Origin of the sequence: Erwinia sp. STN24, from assembly GCF_041320675.1 — a bacterium.
GTDB lineage: Bacteria > Pseudomonadota > Gammaproteobacteria > Enterobacterales > Enterobacteriaceae > Erwinia > Erwinia aeris.
Genome location: NZ_JBGGPM010000002.1, coordinates 272,905 through 290,389 on the forward strand (window position 1 = coordinate 272,905; position 17,485 = coordinate 290,389).

Annotated in this window: 14 protein-coding genes and 2 pseudogenes; 6 read left to right on the forward strand and 10 right to left on the reverse strand. The window is 55.3% G+C overall.

Translation table 11 applies throughout. From position 1 onward, the window contains the following. Positions 1-15: 15 nt before the first annotated feature. Both ACA373_RS11545 and ycgZ read right to left on the reverse strand, forming a co-directional pair. Positions 16-309, reverse strand: a complete 294-nt coding sequence (locus ACA373_RS11545; RefSeq protein ID WP_253455080.1) for a hypothetical protein — start codon at positions 307-309, stop codon at positions 16-18. 173 nt (positions 310-482) lie between these two features. Then, on the reverse strand, positions 483-728 hold the full coding sequence (gene ycgZ, locus ACA373_RS11550) for a regulatory protein YcgZ (RefSeq protein ID WP_253455081.1): 246 nt from the start codon (positions 726-728) through the stop codon (positions 483-485). 268 nt (positions 729-996) lie between these two features. Between ycgZ and ACA373_RS11555 the strand changes: the two genes are divergently transcribed. The 5 genes and pseudogenes from ACA373_RS11555 to ACA373_RS11575 all read left to right on the forward strand — a co-directional run bounded on the left by ACA373_RS11555 (position 997) and on the right by ACA373_RS11575 (position 7,280). Next, positions 997-2,232 carry a histidine-type phosphatase gene (locus ACA373_RS11555; RefSeq protein ID WP_301252307.1) on the forward strand — a complete coding sequence of 412 codons (1,236 nt, stop codon included), beginning with the start codon at positions 997-999 and terminating at the stop codon, positions 2,230-2,232. A 287-nt stretch (positions 2,233-2,519) separates the two neighbouring features. After that, positions 2,520-3,098 (forward strand): annotated as a pseudogene (locus tag ACA373_RS11560) (POTRA domain-containing protein); the annotation flags it as partial. Then, positions 3,086-6,400: pseudogene (locus ACA373_RS11565) on the forward strand (hemagglutinin repeat-containing protein); the annotation flags it as partial. The pseudogenes ACA373_RS11560 and ACA373_RS11565, both read left to right, overlap by 13 nt. Continuing rightward, a complete protein-coding gene (locus tag ACA373_RS11570) occupies positions 6,397-6,615 on the forward strand; it encodes a hypothetical protein (RefSeq protein WP_370734518.1) in 219 nt (72 codons plus the stop codon). The pseudogene ACA373_RS11565 and the gene ACA373_RS11570, both read left to right, overlap by 4 nt. A gap of 194 nt (positions 6,616-6,809) precedes the next feature. Further along, complete coding sequence (locus ACA373_RS11575) at positions 6,810-7,280, forward strand: VENN motif pre-toxin domain-containing protein (RefSeq protein ID WP_370734519.1); 471 nt, start codon at positions 6,810-6,812, stop codon at positions 7,278-7,280. 100 nt (positions 7,281-7,380) lie between these two features. Here the strand turns inward: ACA373_RS11575 and ACA373_RS11580 are convergent, their stop codons facing one another. After that, the gene (locus ACA373_RS11580) at positions 7,381-7,788 is read right to left on the reverse strand and encodes a SymE family type I addiction module toxin (RefSeq protein WP_370734520.1); all 408 of its coding nucleotides are present in this window, start codon (positions 7,786-7,788) and stop codon (positions 7,381-7,383) included. Between the two features lie 752 nt (positions 7,789-8,540). Here ACA373_RS11580 and ACA373_RS11585 point away from each other — a divergent pair. Beyond that, entirely contained in the window at positions 8,541-9,104 is a 564-nt protein-coding gene (locus ACA373_RS11585) for an Ail/Lom family outer membrane beta-barrel protein (protein WP_370734521.1), read from the forward strand. A 113-nt stretch (positions 9,105-9,217) separates the two neighbouring features. On the opposite strand, the gene ACA373_RS11590 is transcribed toward ACA373_RS11585, so the two are convergent. The 7 genes from ACA373_RS11590 to phoB all read right to left on the reverse strand — a co-directional run bounded on the left by ACA373_RS11590 (position 9,218) and on the right by phoB (position 17,323). After that, positions 9,218-9,712, reverse strand: a complete 495-nt coding sequence (locus ACA373_RS11590; RefSeq protein WP_370734585.1) for an Hsp20 family protein — start codon at positions 9,710-9,712, stop codon at positions 9,218-9,220. Between the two features lie 237 nt (positions 9,713-9,949). Then, complete coding sequence (gene proY / locus ACA373_RS11595) at positions 9,950-11,305, reverse strand: proline-specific permease ProY (protein WP_301252297.1); 1,356 nt, start codon at positions 11,303-11,305, stop codon at positions 9,950-9,952. Between the two features lie 67 nt (positions 11,306-11,372). Further along, positions 11,373-12,695, reverse strand: coding sequence for a branched-chain amino acid transport system II carrier protein (brnQ, locus tag ACA373_RS11600; RefSeq protein ID WP_253455086.1), 1,323 nt, complete (start codon positions 12,693-12,695; stop codon positions 11,373-11,375). A 382-nt stretch (positions 12,696-13,077) separates the two neighbouring features. After that, positions 13,078-14,181, reverse strand: a complete 1,104-nt coding sequence (locus ACA373_RS11605; RefSeq protein WP_253455088.1) for a cobalamin-independent methionine synthase II family protein — start codon at positions 14,179-14,181, stop codon at positions 13,078-13,080. A 175-nt stretch (positions 14,182-14,356) separates the two neighbouring features. Further along, positions 14,357-15,280: a PstS family phosphate ABC transporter substrate-binding protein gene (locus ACA373_RS11610; protein ID WP_370734522.1), complete on the reverse strand. Its 924-nt coding sequence runs from the start codon at positions 15,278-15,280 to the stop codon at positions 14,357-14,359. Between the two features lie 16 nt (positions 15,281-15,296). Next, positions 15,297-16,610: a phosphate regulon sensor histidine kinase PhoR gene (phoR, locus tag ACA373_RS11615; protein ID WP_253455091.1), complete on the reverse strand. Its 1,314-nt coding sequence runs from the start codon at positions 16,608-16,610 to the stop codon at positions 15,297-15,299. Positions 16,611-16,633: 23 nt separating this feature from the next. Beyond that, a complete protein-coding gene (phoB, locus tag ACA373_RS11620; RefSeq protein WP_125288383.1) occupies positions 16,634-17,323 on the reverse strand; it encodes a phosphate response regulator transcription factor PhoB in 690 nt (229 codons plus the stop codon). Positions 17,324-17,485: the final 162 nt, after the last annotated feature.

The following is a 17,485-nucleotide window of genomic DNA, read 5'->3' on the forward strand; positions in this document are numbered from 1 at the left end:
CCCACCTGAATTGACTCAATGTTTTTTGGTGCCGTCCGGCGGGCCTTCGCTGGTAAAAAGGTGCGTCACGTTATCCACGTCTCGAATTTCGTGCGTATAGCGATTGTTACCAGTCTTTATATTATTTCTGACATCGATAATAGCCTGTTTGCAGGCACGGTGCCTGGCAGCGCTTTTTTCCACGGCGGCCATCGCCTGCAGCTGACGGATCAGCGCGGCGTTATTGATGGTAGCATCGGTTTTTAACAGCACCAGTACGGCCTCACCCAGCACTATATCAATCAGTTTTTCATCGTCATTTCTGTACATACCAGCTTCTCTGTATCAGTGATGTGGGCACATAAATAGCCACAGTTCCCGGAAGTAACCCTGGGAGGCAGCAGGTTTGCCAACCACCGCCGATCAAAGGGCCAGGCGGGAAAGCAGGCCGGGCCGAGCAGAAAAGTTAGGACGTCTGGTAATCATCATCCAGGCTTTGAAACTCAGTCCTCACGGCCAAACAACATGCCTATCAGCTCGTGATAATGCTTTTCCTGTTCCGCATCGGAGGCCAGTTCAAGCCGCCTCAGCAGTTTAGAACAGATCGCCTTGCGGTTAATATTTTTACCCGAACGCAGAATCTCCACCACGATCTGCCCCAACGTTTCCTGTTGAGAGGGCATCATCGCTTCACTGAAGTAGCGACTGATATCACCTTCAGTTTTCGGGTTAAATCCATCCTGACGCATACAGCCCCCTTCAGTTGGTAGGTTAAAACGTGTTTAAATAATTCTGCGCTTAAGTTAACCAGTTTCGGCAAATGTGTACAGCTATTTTGAAGTTGTACAAGCCGATTTCTTGTAGCAAAAAGTGCGGCCCGCAGTGTAATACTCTGTCAGCCTGTTTTTTGAGAGGGATATTCAGGTGTTATAGCAGGTGAAGCTGCGTTTTTCGCTCCCTACAGATTGAATAGTCACCAGGATGCTTTTGGCAGCACGAATCTTTAAGGATGTATGGATGTACAAGTTTTTCTCCGCGGCCGTGCTTTTTGCTGGCCTCACGGCTTTTTTTAGCCAGCCCGTACAGGCGGACTACGTGCTGGAAAAGGTAGTGGAAGTCAGCCGACATGGCGTTCGCCCGCCTTCGCCGGATAACCGACGAGCTATTGAAAACGGTTCGGCCCGGCGCTGGCCCGACTGGCTGACCGCAGACGGTAACCTGACCGGTCACGGCTATACGGCAGCCTGGCTGAAAGGACGTTACGAGAGCAGTTACTATCGTGAAGCGGGCCTGCTGGGCGAAGGCTGCCCGAAGGAACGGGATTTTCACCTGATAGCCAGTCCGATGCAGCGTACCCGGGCCACAGCGCAGGTGTTAGCCGAGGCGGCTTTTCCGGGCTGCGACATTGCGGCACATGTCATGGCGGCCTCGCTGTTTCAGCTTCCCAACGAGAAAGTCAGCCAGGAGCAGGCCGCGACGCATCGTCAGGAAGCGCTACGCGCGATGGGCGGCAGCCTGGCAGACGCGCAGCGGCGGCTGCAACCGCAAATCGACGCGTTAAAAAAAGCCGTCTGTCAGCCCGCCCGGCCCTGCCCTGTTTTCAGCCAGCCCTGGCAGCTTGCCACCTGGTCGAACGGCACGGTCGGCATTCAGGGACTGGATACGCTGGCTGCAATGGCGGAAACGCTGCGGCTGGAATGGAGCGAAAACAAGCCACTTAGCGAAGTGGCCTTTGGCAAGGTTAATAATCAGGCGGAACTGGCCGCGCTGCTGCCGCTGCTGAGCGCTAAATATGATTACACCAACGATTTGCCCACGCTGGCCAGCCGCGGCGCTTCAGGGCTGATGAGCCAGATTGCCAGCGCGCTGCGCGCAGGCGCGACCGGAGAGAGAGCAACCGACGCGCCGCCGGACGTGCGCTGGCTGCTCTATGTCGCTCATGATATCAATATCGCCTGGCTGCGTACCCTGTTGGATTTCCGCTGGCAGCAGGCCGATTATCCGCACGGCAATATTCCGCCCGGCGGCAGTCTGGTATTCGAACGGTGGCGATACAAGGGCGAGCGTTTTATCCGCATCTATTTTCAGGCGCAAAGCCTTGCCCAGCTGCGCGAGCTTACGCCACTCGATAAGCAGCACCCTCCGCTGCTGACCGAGCTGACGTTTCCGGGATGCAGGCAAATGGCCCCAGGCACGCTGTGTCCCTGGCAGGCCGCTATGCAGCGGATTGAAAAACATATTGCCCCTTTGTAAGGGAGGGGCCGATCGCCTTTCTCTGAAGCGCTGCTTCCTTAGTTCTGGCCGAAAGCAGGATCGGCTTCGGCCCCTCCCCTTCCTGACCAGACAATATTTCTGATTGTAAATCAGAAAAACCCTACTTATCATAAGGCGATATAGTTACGCTGTCCGATCGACCCTCGATCGTTACGCTGAAAAATTCTTTATTAATTAACTAATTATTTGACAAGGATTCGTCAATGTTGGTTTTCAGCCATCGTTTCGCCCCGCTTTGCCTTTACAGCTTCATTTTCACAACGGCAATGTTGCCATTAAAAACTTCCGCGGTAATGCCCGCTAACGAACCGCTGATTTTGCAGCGGCAAAATGCCCTGGAGCAGCAGTTGCGGCCCACGGTGCCGGACGTACGCCTTACGCCACCGGCCTCAGGTTTCAGTCGGCTGGTCTTTCCCCAGGAAAAACCCTGTTTCCCACTGAATCGGGTTGTTCTGACGGGAACAGGCGCGTTACCGCACTGGCTGCCTTTACAGCGGATCGCCGGTCAGGCTGTTGGTCATTGTCTGGGCGGGAAAGGCATTAATCTGCTGATGAGCGTGCTGCAAAACCGCCTGATCGATCACGGCTACATCACGACTCGTGTGCTGGCGCCTTCACAGGATCTGAAAAGCGGCAAGCTGAAGCTGAGCATCGTGGCGGGAAAAATTCGTCAGGTGACGCTGACGCCGGAAAGCAACCGCTATTTCACTCTATACAGCGCTTTCCCGGCCCACGCCGGAGAGTTGCTGGATCTGCGTGATATCGAACAGGGGCTGGAAAACCTGCAACGGCTGCCTACGGTGCAGGCCAGTATGGAAATCGTTCCGGGTAAAGCACCGGGAGAAAGGACAACCTCAACTGGGGCGATAACTGGCTGCACCAGTCCACCAGCCAGCAGATTGGCAGTGAGGTGACCGGCGCGGGTGATGTACAAATGGTCGCCGGAAATAATGTGAACGTGACGGCAGGTAATATCTCCGCCAGCCAGCAGCTCAGCGTGACCGCAGGCAATGACATCAACCTTCAGCACGGCATCGATACTGAGACCTTCGATCAACATTATAAAGCCACGGGCAGCAGTAGCTTTGGCTCCAGAACCACCACTGAAGTGCGCGATACCTTCAGCAACCAGACCGCCAGCGGCAGCCTGCTGAGCGGAGACAGCGTAAACGTGAAGGCCGGGCACGACCTGACCGTCACCGGCAGCAACGTGGTCGGTACGCAGGATGTCAGTCTTGCCGCCGGGAACGACCTGAACATTCAGGCTGCTACCACTGAGCAGCAAGAATCTCACTTCTACAGCGAGAAGAAATCGGGCCTTTCCAGCCCGGGCGGCATTGGTGTGAGCATAGGGACAAACAGCCTGAAAACCACCGATGATGGCAAAACCCTGAGCAGCACGGGCAGCACCATCGGCAGCACGCAGGGTGGCGTTAATCTGACGGCCGGTAACACGCTGACCGTGAAAGGTTCAGACGTGCTGGCAGGAAAAGACATCAGCCTGAGCGGCAAGGAGGTCAGCATCCTCGCGGCGGAAAACCAGTCTTCACAAACGTATAAAACGGAGCAGAAGCAGAGCGGCCTGACGCTGGCGCTTTCCGGCACGGCGGGCTCGGCGCTTAACGCGGCGGTGACCACGGCTAAGCAGGCCAGTGAAGAGAGCGATGGCCGCGTGGCAGCGTTGCAGGGCATGAAGGCAGCGCTGAGCGGCGTGAGTGCGACCCAGGCCGCACGGCTGGACGCGGCGAAGGGGGACGACCCGGCGAACAATGCGACCGTCGGCGTCAGTGTTTCTTACGGCAGCCAGTCGTCAAAATCTGAAAGTTCACTGACACAGACTACGCAGCAGGGCAGCGGCCTGACGGCGGGCGGCAACCTGAGCATCACCGCGACAGGAAGCGGCGTGAAAGGTCAGGACGGCGATATCACCGTGCAGGGCAGCCAGCTTCAGGCCGGTAAGGATATGCAGCTGTCGGCAAACCGCGACGTGAACCTGCTGTCGGCGGAGGAAAGCAGCAGCACGCGCGCCACCAACAGCAGCAAAGGCGGCAGCGTGGGCGTGGGCATCACCGCCGGTTCGGGCGGCACCGGCTTTAACGTCTCGGCGAGCGTGAACAAAGGCAAAGGCCACGAGAACGCGGACGGCGTCAGCCATGTGGAAACCACGCTTAACGCGGGGAGCAACGTCAGTATCACCAGCGGCCGTGATACCGCCCTGACCGGTGCGCAGGTGAACGGCGAGGCGGTGAAGCTGGAGGTGGGCCGCAACCTGACGCTGACCAGCGAGCAGGACAGCGAGACCTTCGACTCGAAGCAGCAGAATGTCGGCGCGGGAGCGGGCTACACCTTCGGGGCGGGCACGGCAACGGCGAGCGTGAACGCGTCGCGGGACAAAATGAGCAGCGACTGGCGGTCGGTGACGGAGCAGACAGGTATTTTCGCCGGTCAGGGCGGCTTTGATATCACCGTTGGGGAGCATACGCAGCTGGACGGTGCGGTTATCAGCTCCACCGCCACCGCAGACAGGAACAAACTCGACACCGGCACGCTGGGCTTCAGCGATATTGAAAACCACGCGGAATACAAGGTTGAACACGCGGGCGCGGGTATCAGCACAGGTGGTTCCATCGGCAGCCAGTTCGAAGGAAACATGGCGAGCAATATCCTGGCGGGCCTGAACGGCTCGGACAGCGCCAGCTCAACCACCCACTCTGCCGTCAGCGAAGGCACCATCACTATCCGCGACCGGGAAAATCAGCAGCAGGATGTTGCAAGTCTCAGTCGTGATGTGGAAAATGCCAATCCGGGTCTTGCGCAAATCTTCGACAAGGAGAAAGAGCAGAACCGGCTGAAGGCGGCGCAGCTGATAGCGGAGATAGGGTCTCAGGTTGGCGATATCGCCAGAACCGAGGGCCAGATAGCCGGGGAAAAAGCGAAGCGTGATCCGGCAGCGCTTCAGGCGGCCAGAGAACAGCTTGCGGGTTCCGGCAAGCCGTTCACGGACGTGGACGTGGCAAAGCAGGCGTACAACAACGCGATGGCGCCGTTCGGCACGGGAAGTGCACTGCAACAGGGTATTCAGGCAGCGACGGCAGCGATACAGGGCCTGGCGGGCGGAAACGTGGGCGCGGCCATTGCCGGAGCCTCTGCGCCATACCTGGCGGAGCAAATCCATAACCTGACGGAAGGCAACCCGGAAGCAAAAGCGATGGCCCACGCGGTTGTCGGGGCGGTAGCGTCCTACGCATCCGGCAACTCGGCGCTGGCAGGCGCGGCGGGCGCGGTCAGCGGCGAGCTGATGGCCGGGCTGGTGATGAAGCAGCTGTATCCGGGTAAGGAAGTCAGCGAGCTGACGGAAACGGAGAAACAAACCATCAGTGCGCTGGGCACGCTGGCGGCAGGGCTTGCCGGAGGCGTCGCTGGTGACAGTGCGGGGAATGCTGTGGCGGGGGCGCAGGTTGGTAAGAATGCGGTTGAGAATAATTTACTCGGCGGTAGTGAAGATGCTCAGGCTGCATGGATACGCCAGCATGGAATAGACATGGCAAGTTGTGCCGATGCGCCGGGTTCTGCAAGCTGCCAGAAAGCGATGAATGAACGAGATGCTGTTGGGCTGGCACTGGCAACGGGAAGTGTAGCGTTGCTACCTGGTGGTGCTCAGGCAATGTGGGGACTGGGTGCGGGCGCGAATGCAGGTATCGGTTATTTGGCGGATGGCACGATAGATCCGGCAAACGCAGCGATAGCGGGTTGGGTGAATGTTATCAGCATGGGTAATGGCCTGGCGGGTACCGTGGGCTGGAACGCCGCAGGTGGTGCGCTGGGTAACTGGATTGATGACAAAGATTCACTGTCTGGTGCGCTCATCAATGGTGCTGGATCTGGTATCGGCTATGGCATTGGTAAAGGGCTCTCATGGGGAGTTAATGCCGGGGCAAACTGGTGGAAAGGTGGCTGGGATCCGAAATTCAATCCAACGCTTCAAAAATATACTGATATTAAAGGAGGATTTGGGATTTCAAAAGAAATAACACCCAGCAATGTTCCCAGTTCTTTTGGGGACTTAGGTGGTTCTGTTTTCTCTGAAGTAACAGGTAAAGGAATCGAAAAAATATCATCCCCAAGCAGTAATGGAGATAAAAAATGATCAATATCCTTTTCATTTTATTTTCAATCTTGGCAGGGATACTTTTAGCTGAAATTGCATATGTTTTTTTACTTATCATTGAGTATGTGATGCTTGGAAGTTTTAATTTTGACCTGACATCAGCATGGCACTACCTGAAAGTTGGGGCCGGTGGAGGAGGTATAATGGGAGTAGGGATTGCCATGCTTCGATATTTTGGGGTTAAAGGTTTTTAATATTTGTTGCGTACAACAACGCGATGGCGCCGTTCGGCACCGGCAGCGCGCTGCAACAGGGTATTCAGGCAGCGACGGCGGCGATACAGGGCCTGGCGGGTGGCAACATCGGTCAGGCCATCAGCGGTGCGGCAAGACCTTAACTGGCGGAGCAAATCCATACCCTGACGGAAGGTAACCCGGAAGCGAAAGCGATGGCCCACGCGGTCGTCGGGGCGGTAGCGTCTTACGCATCCGGCAACTCGGCGCTGGCGGGCGCAGCGGGCGCGGTCAGCGCCGAGCTGATGGCCGGGCTGGTGATGAAACAGCTGTATCCGGGTAAAGACGTCGGTGACCTGACTGAAACGGAGAAACAGACCATCAGCGCGCTGGGCACGCTGGCGACAGGTCTTGCCGGAGGCGTTGCTGGTGACAGTACCGGTAATGCTGTTGCCGGGGCGCAGGCTGGGAAAAACTCGTCCGAAAACAATAACCTTTCAATGCCAGGCGGGCTAATGGGATACGGCCAGGCAGCTTCAACGCAGGGAATCTCAATGATTGATGCCGGAGCAACCATGGAAGAAACCAGTGCCGCGCTGAGTAAGAATGCGAAAGGTGATTTACCGGAAGGCGCAAATATTACTAAAGCCATTGTTGAGGGTTATAAAGATGGCGTACTGATTTGATCAACAAAATTAAGAGCCGAAAATCTCCCCCGTCAGATCCTCAATAAACAGGGATCCCGGCCAAAGCGCCGGGATTTTACCTTATAACCAGTCCGTTACCTCAGACAGGCCGCCACTCAATCGTCCCTTCCGGGATTTTGCGGGACCGCTTTTGAGGCGTGGCAATTACCTGGATAAACTCCTCAACCTGCCGTTGCTTGTGAGCCGAAAGCTTTTTACAGGCCTTACGCAGCGTGCTTACTACCTCCGGTTCAGCGGGCAATTCCGCCGCCGGTTCACACAGGCTCAGGATCAGACAGCCGGGCAGCACCCGTACCTCAACCGCCTGCCCGGTCGCAAACCCCGCCTCTTCCAGCCAGTTACCTTTGAGGTTAATGCTGGGGCACTGGCTGTAGTATGTGGTCATACCGGTTGAACGATTTTCGTGACGTATGCTGGTATATCCCACTTTCAGTTTACGTAATGCTTTGGAAATACCCGCCTCTGGCTTAATATCATGCTCAGCCATGATCAACTCCTTACTAGTTGCTTGTGGTCAGCGGCGGTAAAGGGTTGCCTCCCAATATCGCCGCGCTAAAAATCTTCTATCCACTTTTACTCTTCTTGCTTTTACCTGTTTAAATATACACCCTTCCCCGTGCAAACTCACTGAAAAGAAAATATTAAAATGCGAGGTGATTCGGAAAAATGAATTATGCTCCCCTACCCTTTCAGACTGAGACTAACCTGCAAAGCGGCAAGGATTATCAGCATTCCGCGCTATAAAGCACAGGATAAAGTTCAGGTCGGTTTCCGCACCAGTATTATAAATAACACATACCGTTAAGCCCCCTGTTTTTATCCTGCATCAGGCGAGATGGCCTGTTTAAAACTCTATATAAATCGCATTTTACATAATTAACTTTCAAGTCAGTGATTTGTGACAGCAGGATAATCGACACCCGGTAAGCATTAATGATTTCAAATAATAATAACAAACCATGTTATTTACGTTAATTTATATCAATAATTTGTTAAGCAATTCAGACAAAAATAATAATAACCTCAGGCAGAAACTTTAAATTTTTATGAAAAAACAATGCGACAGAAATAATTACCGATACATAACTTAAATCTCATTCTTCCCAAATCGAATGTCACCATGTTATTATGCGGTTGTTTCAGCAGACATACACGCATCTTCAATCTTATAGTATGTATGCCATCTGGCTGAATATGTAACACAGCTACACAATGTCAATTTTAAATTAAGGATGATTTATGAAAAACCTGGCTCTTGTCAGCATTGTTTTTGCAACTCTGGGTTTCAGCGCGACCGCGAATGCCGATCAACAGACCTTCAGCATCGGTTACGCACAAAGCAAAGTGCAGGATTTTAAAAATATCAGAGGGGTTAATCTGAAATACCGTTACGAGTGGGATTCACCGTTTGGTATTATCGGCTCCTTTACTTATATGAGCGGTAAAGAAAGTGAATCTTACCGCACAATTTATGAGAAACTTGATGCGCAGACTAAGCTAAAATATTATTCTTTAGCCGCAGGCCCAACCTATCGCTTTAATGAATATATCAGCGCGTATGGTCTTCTTGGAATAAATTATAATAAAGTAAATTATAATGAACGCTGGGTTAATACTGGGTATAGCAGCAGCTCTTATGATGAATCACAAAACAAAGCTTCTCTGATGTACGGCATCGGCCTGCAAATCAATCCGGTAGAGTATCTGGCCATTGATATTGGTTATGAAGGCTCTCGCCTGGACGCTGGCAATAAAAACCATTCTATCAACGGTTTTAATATTGGCATTGGCTACAGCTTTTAATCATACGAATAATAAAGCAAGTTCACCTCTTTCTCAGGCGGTGATGTAAAGCTGACAAAAAAGGAGCCACGGCACGATGCCGCAGCTCCTTTTTTACTCCGTTGTAAAAGCTTTTACGCAGACTGATGCTCAATAGCCTGCTGGCTTTCAATTGCCTGCTGGCCGTGAGTGATAGGGATACGGCGAGGTTTTTCGCTTTCAGGGATTTCCTGATACAGATCCACAGCAAGAATGCCGTCCTGCAGTTTCGCGCCGGTGACTTTTACATGCTCCGGCACCGTGTAGCTAAGACGGAAGTCGGCACGGCTGATGCCACGATGCAGCCAGCCATTTTCTGCGCTTTCCGTTTCTTTCTGCTCTTCCCTCTTACCGGAAATGGTTAGCTGTCCGCCTACCGTTTCAATAGACAGCTCGCTCTCTTTCCAGCCGGGTACGCTCACCGCCAGCGCATAGCGTTCTTTATCTACGCGACGAATATCATAGGCGGGCGTAGCGGCTACGGGCGTGTCGCCGGTCAGCTGGCTGAATAGCCGATCCATACGGTTGAAACGGTCTGAAAACAGCGCGTCGCTTAAGGAAGGGATCAGGGAGAAGTTGCGTACGGTCATCATCATAACCTCCTGAATACAGTCTCTATTCAAAAGCTCATTTCGGGCAGGTTCGCCGCCTGCTCGTAAGTAAAATAGGGTCGGCCGAATCTATTTCAAGCGTTGCAAATAAAATTTTTTTACCGCCTGTTTGCCATCGTCGCCCTGAGTCTGACGCATAAAAAAACCTGAGCCGGGCGTGCTGCCGGACTCAGGCTTTTTCAGGATGGCAGGCAGAAATGCTGTTCGCTTTCCGGCCTACGCCTTGATTCTTTTCTTCACCAGCGTCCAGCTGATCAGCAGCAGGGCTATCCAGCCAATACCGACGTAAAGCGATACGCGGGTATCCGGGAAGTAGCCAATCAGGCCGATAATAAAGAACAGGAACAGGATACCGACGATGGCCGTGAATATCCCGCCAGGCATGGCGAACTTCAGCTCTTTCGCCTGCGCGGGCGTCAGCGTGCGGCGGAAGCCGATCTGGGCGAAAAGGATCATAATCCATACCCAGACGGTGGCAAACGTCGCCAGCGAGGCAATCACCAGGAAGACTTTCTCCGGCATCAGGTAGTTCAGGTATACCGCAATCAGCATCGCTAACATCATCACCAGCACGGTGATCCACGGAATACCACGGCGTGAGACGGTGGCGAAAATTTTAGGCGCATGGCCCTGCTCCGCCATACCGTGCAGCATCCGGCCAACGCCGAAAACATCGCTGTTAATCGCCGAAAGCGAAGCCGTAATCACCACAAAGTTCAGAATGGCTGCCGCAGCGGCTATGCCCATATGCTGGAAAGTGAGGACGAACGGGCTACCGTTGGTGCCAACCTGGTTCCAGGGATAGATGGACATAATCACAAACAGCGTGCCGACATAAAACACCAGGATACGCAGCGGCACCGTGTTAATCGCACGTGGGATCGACGTGGCGGGATCTTTCGCTTCACCAGCGGTAATGCCGATAATCTCAATACCGCCATAGGCAAACATCACGATTTGCAACGACAGCACCATGCCGATAACGCCGTGCGCAAAGAAGCCGCCGTTAGTCCACAAATTACTGATGCCGGTAGGCTGGCCGCCGTTGCCGATGCCCCAGAAAATAATACCGATGCCTGCCACAATCATAATAATGATGGTGGCGACCTTGAACAGCGACAGCCAGAATTCTACCTCGCCAAACACTCTTACCGTGGCCAGGTTAATCGCGCCGATAATCAGCACCACGCTCAGCACCCACACCCAGTGCGGCACGTCGGGGAACCAGACGCCCATATAGATGCCGAAAGCGGTGACGTCGGCAATGGCGACGATCAGAATTTCAAAGCAGTAGGTCCAGCCGGTGATATAGCCAGCCAGCGGGCCAAGATAATCCTGAGCATAGCGGGAGAACGAGCTGGCCTGCGGGTTGTTCACCGACATTTCGCCCAGCGCGCGCATGATGATATAGGCGATAGCGCCGCCGATAATATAGGCGAGGATCACGCTTGGCCCGGCCATTTTCATTGCGTCAGCCGAACCGTAAAACAGACCCGTGCCGATGGCCGAACCGAGCGCCATAAAGCGGATGTGGCGGGTACTCAGTCCCTTTTTGAGCGTATTATTTTTCATCTTTCATTCTGCTTAAACTCTGTCAACTTCTCCTGCCGGAGATCGGGCAGGAGAAGGTATCACACTTTTACTGCTGGTGCGCATTCACCTGCGCGCGTCCCATAACGCGATCGCAGATGGCCACGACGACCAGTATTGCCAGCGAAGGCGGCAGCCAGGCCAGGCCCTGCTCGGCCAGCGGCAGATTGGCCGTAAATGCAGGCAACGCATCCTTAAAACCGGTGGTTTTGATAGCGTCGATAACGCCGAAAATCAGGCTCACCAGCATGGTCGGTGCGATAATACGCGTACTCTTGTTCCACCAGCGCAGCGTAAAGCTCAGCAAAATCAGCACGATGCAAGGCGGATAGATAGCCGTCAGCACGGGTATAGAGAACTGGATCAGCTGGCTCAGCCCCAGGTTGGACACCAGCATCGAGAACAGGCCCAGAATAAATACCAGCTGGCGATAGGTCAGCGGCAGATACTGCTGGAAGAACTCGGCACAGGCGCAGGTCAGGCCAACCGCCGTCACCATACAGGCAACAAAAATCAGCGCCGCCAGGAACAGGCTACCCAGGTCGCCGAAAGTATGCTGCACATAGGCGTGCAGAATAGCAGCGCCGTTGGCGTTCTGATCGACTATAGAGGCGCTGTCGGAACCCAGTTTAAACAGAGCAAGGTAAACCAGCGTCAAACCAACCCCGGCGATCAGGCCCGCGATAATGGTATAGCGCGTCAGCAGACCGGCTTCGCTGACGCCGCGAGAACGCGCCGCGTTAACGATAACGATGCCAAACACCAGCGCGCCCAGCGTATCCATCGTCAGATAGCCGTTAATAAAGCCGCTGGAGAAAGCGCCATGCTGATAAGCCTCGGTAGCCGGTGCCAGGCCGCCCGCTGGCCAGATCAGCGCGGCGATGCCCAGTACGGCCAGCGCCACGATCTTCAGCGGTGCCAGGATATGCCCGACGGTATCCAGCAGCTTGCCCGGATAAAGGGAGATACCAATGACCAGCGCGAAATAGACCAGGCTGTAAATAAACAGCGGCAGCGGGCTGTCGCCGGTCATCGGCGCAATACCCACTTCAAAAGAGACGGTCGCGGTGCGCGGCGTGGCGAACAGCGGGCCGACGGCCAGATAGCAGACGGTGGCCAGCACGATGCCCGCCGCTTTGCCAATCGGCGAGCTGAGCGCATCGATACCGCCCCCCACGCGCGCCAGCGCGACAACGGTGATAACCGGCAGGCCGACGGCGGTCAGCAAAAAGCCAAGCGCGGCGATCCAGACGTGTTCCCCGGACTGAATACCCACCATCGGCGGGAAAATAATGTTACCGGCACCCACAAACAGGGCGAATGTCATAAAGCCCAGCGCGAGGATGTCTTTAGAAGTTAAACGATTTGTCATAAGGCCCGTACTGATGTTGAGTGAAATCGCGATGTCGGTTCTGTTTCCCCGTGCGCTTTCAGCGCCCGATCTTTTGCCACGGCGGATAACTGCCTGACAGAAATACCGGCGCGTTTGCGCTATTTATGATCTTTTATACAGGGAGATAAATAAAACGGCGGTAAGTAAAACGTTTATAGCGGAGAAAGGCAATACGGGATCGAGAAAGCAGAGTGATATAGCGTAGAAATTGCTTAAGCCAGATAATCACTTCAGATTACAGGCGAGATGCCTTACATGATTTGTATTTTTTTTGAACTTCCCGGCGTTATTTTCTGCATTATTTTGCCAATGGATGCACAAAAGGCGCGTATAAACGCGCCTTTTGCATCTTTTGCCCGGCTTACCAGACCTGTTTAGCGATATCCACCACCAGGCGCAGCTTGGCCCACTGCTGCGCTTCGGTCAGGCTGTTGCCCTCTTCCGTAGAAGCAAAGCCGCACTGCGGGCTGAGGCAGATTTGATCCAGGCTGACGAACTGCGCCGCTTCCGCGATGCGCTTCTTCACCGTTTCCGGATCTTCCAATTCGCCAGTTTTGGTCGTTACCAGACCCAGTACCACCTGCTGTTTGCCCGGTTTGATAAAGCGCAGCGGCTCAAACCCGCCAGAACGCTCGTTGTCGTACTCCAGGAAGAAGGCGTCGATATTCACGGTGCCGAACAGAATTTCCGCGACCGGCTCATAGCCGCCTTCGGAAATCCAGGTCGAGCGGAAGTTACCACGACAAACATGCAGGCCCACGGTCATATCGTCCGGCTTGCCTTCCAGCGCTTTATTCAGCACCTGAGCATAGATGTTCGCCAGCTCTTCAGGATCGTCGCCGCGCTCGCGGATTTGACGCTTTTGATCTTCCGAACACAGATAAGCCCAGACGGTATCGTCCAGCTGCAAATAGCGGCAGCCAGCGTCATAAAAACCTTTAATCGCATCGCGGTAAGTCAGCGCCAGATCGTTGAAGTAATCCTTCAGATCGGGATAGACATTAGCGTCAATCACTTTACGGCCGCCGCGAAAGTGCAGCACGCTTGGGCTTGGGATAGTCATTTTAGGGATAGCGTCGCCGCTGATGCTTTTCAGGAAACGGAAATCTTCCAGCATAGGATGGTTGCCGAAACCCAGCTTGCCGGTCACCTTTACGCCGCGGGCTTTGGTCTGCACGCCGTTGAACTGAATGCCCTGCTCCGCTTCATAGCGCTCCACGCCGTCCAGACCGTCAAAGAAATCGAAGTGCCACCATGCGCGGCGGAACTCGCCGTCGGTGACCACTTTCAGGCCGCTGGCGCGCTGGTGCTCTACCACTTCGCGGATCGCTTTGTCTTCGATCTGGCGCAGGGCGGCGGCGTCGATTTCCCCGGCCTGAAACTGCTCGCGGGCCTGCTTGATAACGGCAGGACGCAGAAAACTTCCTACAACTTCGGCGCGGTATTGGGCTGAATCTCTTTGCATGATCGGTCACTCCTGGCCTGCGCAGCGGCGCATAATTTCATGGTGAAATAGTTACTGTTTGTTATCCTGAGACATCTGGATGTCTAAATGGCTGAATGCAAGAATGTCATGAGAAAGATTCAGCGGCAAACGAGGAAATTTCATTACCCATGAAAAAAATTCATGTTGATGGTGCTTACCCCTCCACCATTGCTCTGGCCTTCTTCAGCTGATCGTCCGACAGCGGCAGATAGCCCGCCTGGGTGACCAGCGCCTGGCCCTGCGCCGACAGCGCCTGCCGTAAAAAAGCCTTTGTCAGCGGCTCCAGCGGCTGGCCCGGCGTTTTGTTGACATAGATATAGAGCGGACGCGCGTAGGGATAGCGGCCGCTGCGAATATTCTCTACCGAAGGCGCAATCTCGCGAGCGCCGTCAAGGGCGACCGGCAGCGTTTTTACCCCGGTCATATGCGCGCCCATGCTGGCGTAGCCGATACCGTTCAGCGTGCTTGCCACCGCCTGGATCACCGCAGCGGAACCGGGATATTCGCCCACGTCGTTACGAAAATCGCCGTTGCACAGCGCCTGCTGGCGGAAGAACCCCCAGGTGCCGGAAGCGGAATTGCGGCCAAAGCGCTGCACAGGCCGCTGCGCCCATTCCTGCTGCTTAAGCTGAAGATCGCCCCAGTTGCGTACGGCAAACGTCGCGCCGCAGCGGCGGGTTACGGAGAAAATAGCGTCGAGCTGCTGAGCGTTGATGCCCTGTAGCGGATTATCCTGATTGACCACCACCACCAGCGCGTCCATCGCCACCGGCACGGCCAGCGGCGCATAGCCGTAGCGGTTCTCGAACAGCTGGCGCTCCACCGCCTGCATGGGGCGACTCATCGCGCCAAGCTGTGCTGCGCCCGCCGCCAGCGCGGTCGGCGCCGTCGACGATCCCGCAGCCTGAATCTGTACGTTAACGCCCGGATAGTGGCGGTTAAAGCTCTCCCCCCACAGCGCCATCAGCGTGCCGAGCGTATCCGAACCCACGCTGCTGAGGTTGCCCGCCAGCATCCCTTCGTTCGCGCCTGTTGCCGTGCCGCACAGCAGCAGCAGCGCCAAAAACCACTTTTTCATTTTTTTATCCGCCAGCTCAGTGAACCGCATTCTGAGCCAGTTCGTTGTTGACGATCAACCTTGCAGGCAGCGAGAAGCAGAAACAGGTTTCTTTACCCGGCTGGCTGGTAATTTCCAGACGGGCATGGTGATGGCTGAGCGCGTGTTTGACGATAGCCAGCCCCAGCCCGCTGCCGCCGGTCTGCCGCGAGCGCGCCTTATCGACGCGATAAAAACGTTCGGTCAGGCGAGGAATATGCTCGGCGGCGATGCCCGGCCCGTTGTCGCAGACCTTAAACTGCGCGCCGTGCGACGTCTTTTGCCAGCTGACGGTGATGCGCGTGCCGTCCGGCGTATGGTTGACGGCGTTATAGACGAGATTGGAAATGGCGCTGCGCAGCTGCTCATCGTTACCGAATACCCGCAGCTGCGGATCGGCGGAAAAGTGGATTTCGTGCCGCCCCTGGCTGAGCGTTTCCGCCTCGCGCTGGAGCAGCCGCAGCATCAGCGGCACATCGACTTTTTCCTGCAAATCAAGCGCGGGCGCGGCTTCGATCCGCGACAGCGTCAGCAGCTGTTTAACCAGGGCATCCATGCGGCGGGTTTGTTCCTGCATGGTATGCAGCGCCTTATTGCGCGACGGGCCTTCCAGCACCGCGTCGCTCATCATCTCCAGGTAGCCCTGAAGCACGGTAAGCGGCGTGCGCAGCTCATGGCTGACGTTGGCGAAAAAGTTGCGCCGCGCGCCTTCCAGCTGATGCATTTGCGTCACGTCGCGCGCCACCAGCAGCCACTGGCCTTCGCTATAGGGCATCACGCGGAACTCAAGATGGCGATGGCTGTTCAGCACCAGCGTCAGCGGCCGCGAGAAATCGCGCTGGCGCAGATAGAGGGTAAATTCAGGATAGCGCAGCAGGTTTAAGATATTTTGGCCGTTGTCTTCCGGCCAGCGCAGCCCCAGCAGCTGCTGCGCCAGACCGTTGCACCAGAAAATCGTGCCCTCTTCCGTGGTCAGCACCAGCGCATCCGGCAAGGATTCCGCGCCGCTGCGAAAGCGTTTAATCAGATGGCCCAGCTCCCGCCGACGACGACGGTTGCGTGCCTGCATCTGGTAAAGGCCGTAAAAAAGCGGTTCCCAGCTGCCGCGTCCGGTTGGCGGGGTGATGCTGCGATCGATCCACAGCCAGTGGGAAAGACGAAGCAGGTTAGCAAAATGCCAGCCCAGCACGGCCAGTACGGCCAGCAGCAGCCACCACGGCAGCCCGCCGACCAGCAGACCGACAATCAGCGCTGGCAGGCAGGCGAGCAGCAGCTCAAGCAGCAATCTCTTCCAGGAGAGGCGTTCCAGCACGATGAAAACTCCAGTGGGGACAATCAGTAACGCGCAGAGAAGCGGTAACCCGTTCCGCGCACTGTCTGCACCATACGATCGTGCCCGGTCAGTTCAAGTGCCTTACGCAGACGGCGAATATGCACGTCTACAGTACGATCTTCCACGTACACGTTAGTGCCCCAGACGTTATTAAGCAACTGCTCGCGGCTGTAGACGCGCTCGGGGTGCGTCATAAAGAAATGCAGCAGCTTATATTCCGTCGGCCCCATCTCCAGCGGCTGCGTTGCCGACATCACGCGGTGCGAGGAGGGATCCAGGCTCAGGCCCTGAATTTCAATCACCTCTTCCACCGCCATGGGCGAAATACGGCGCATCACCGCTTTGATGCGGGCCACCAGCTCTTTGGGCGAAAAAGGCTTGATAATATAGTCGTCCGCGCCCACTTCCAGCCCGCGCACGCGGTCTTCCTCTTCGCCGCGCGCGGTCAGCATCATCACCGGAATATCGCGGGTCATCGCCTCGCGCTTCAGATGGCGGATAAACTGAATACCGGTGCCGCCGGGCAGCATCCAGTCCAGCAGGATCAAATCGGGCCACGGCTCAATCAACAGATTAATGGCGCTGTCATAATCTTCCGCTTCTATCGGCTGATAGTCATTTTGCTCCAGCACAAAACACAACATCTCACGGATTGGGGCTTCATCTTCGACCACCAGAATGCGCTTAGCCATTATTGCTCCTGCGTTTGTGACGGAATGTCACTGGATATGCGGCGTCATTATGCGTCAGATTTATGACACTTTTATGAAAAAAGCGCCGGCTAATCATCAGTTTTATAACACTTTCAGCAGGATGGAAATGCGTAGCTGAGGTTTTTTGGCCAGGCGTTTATA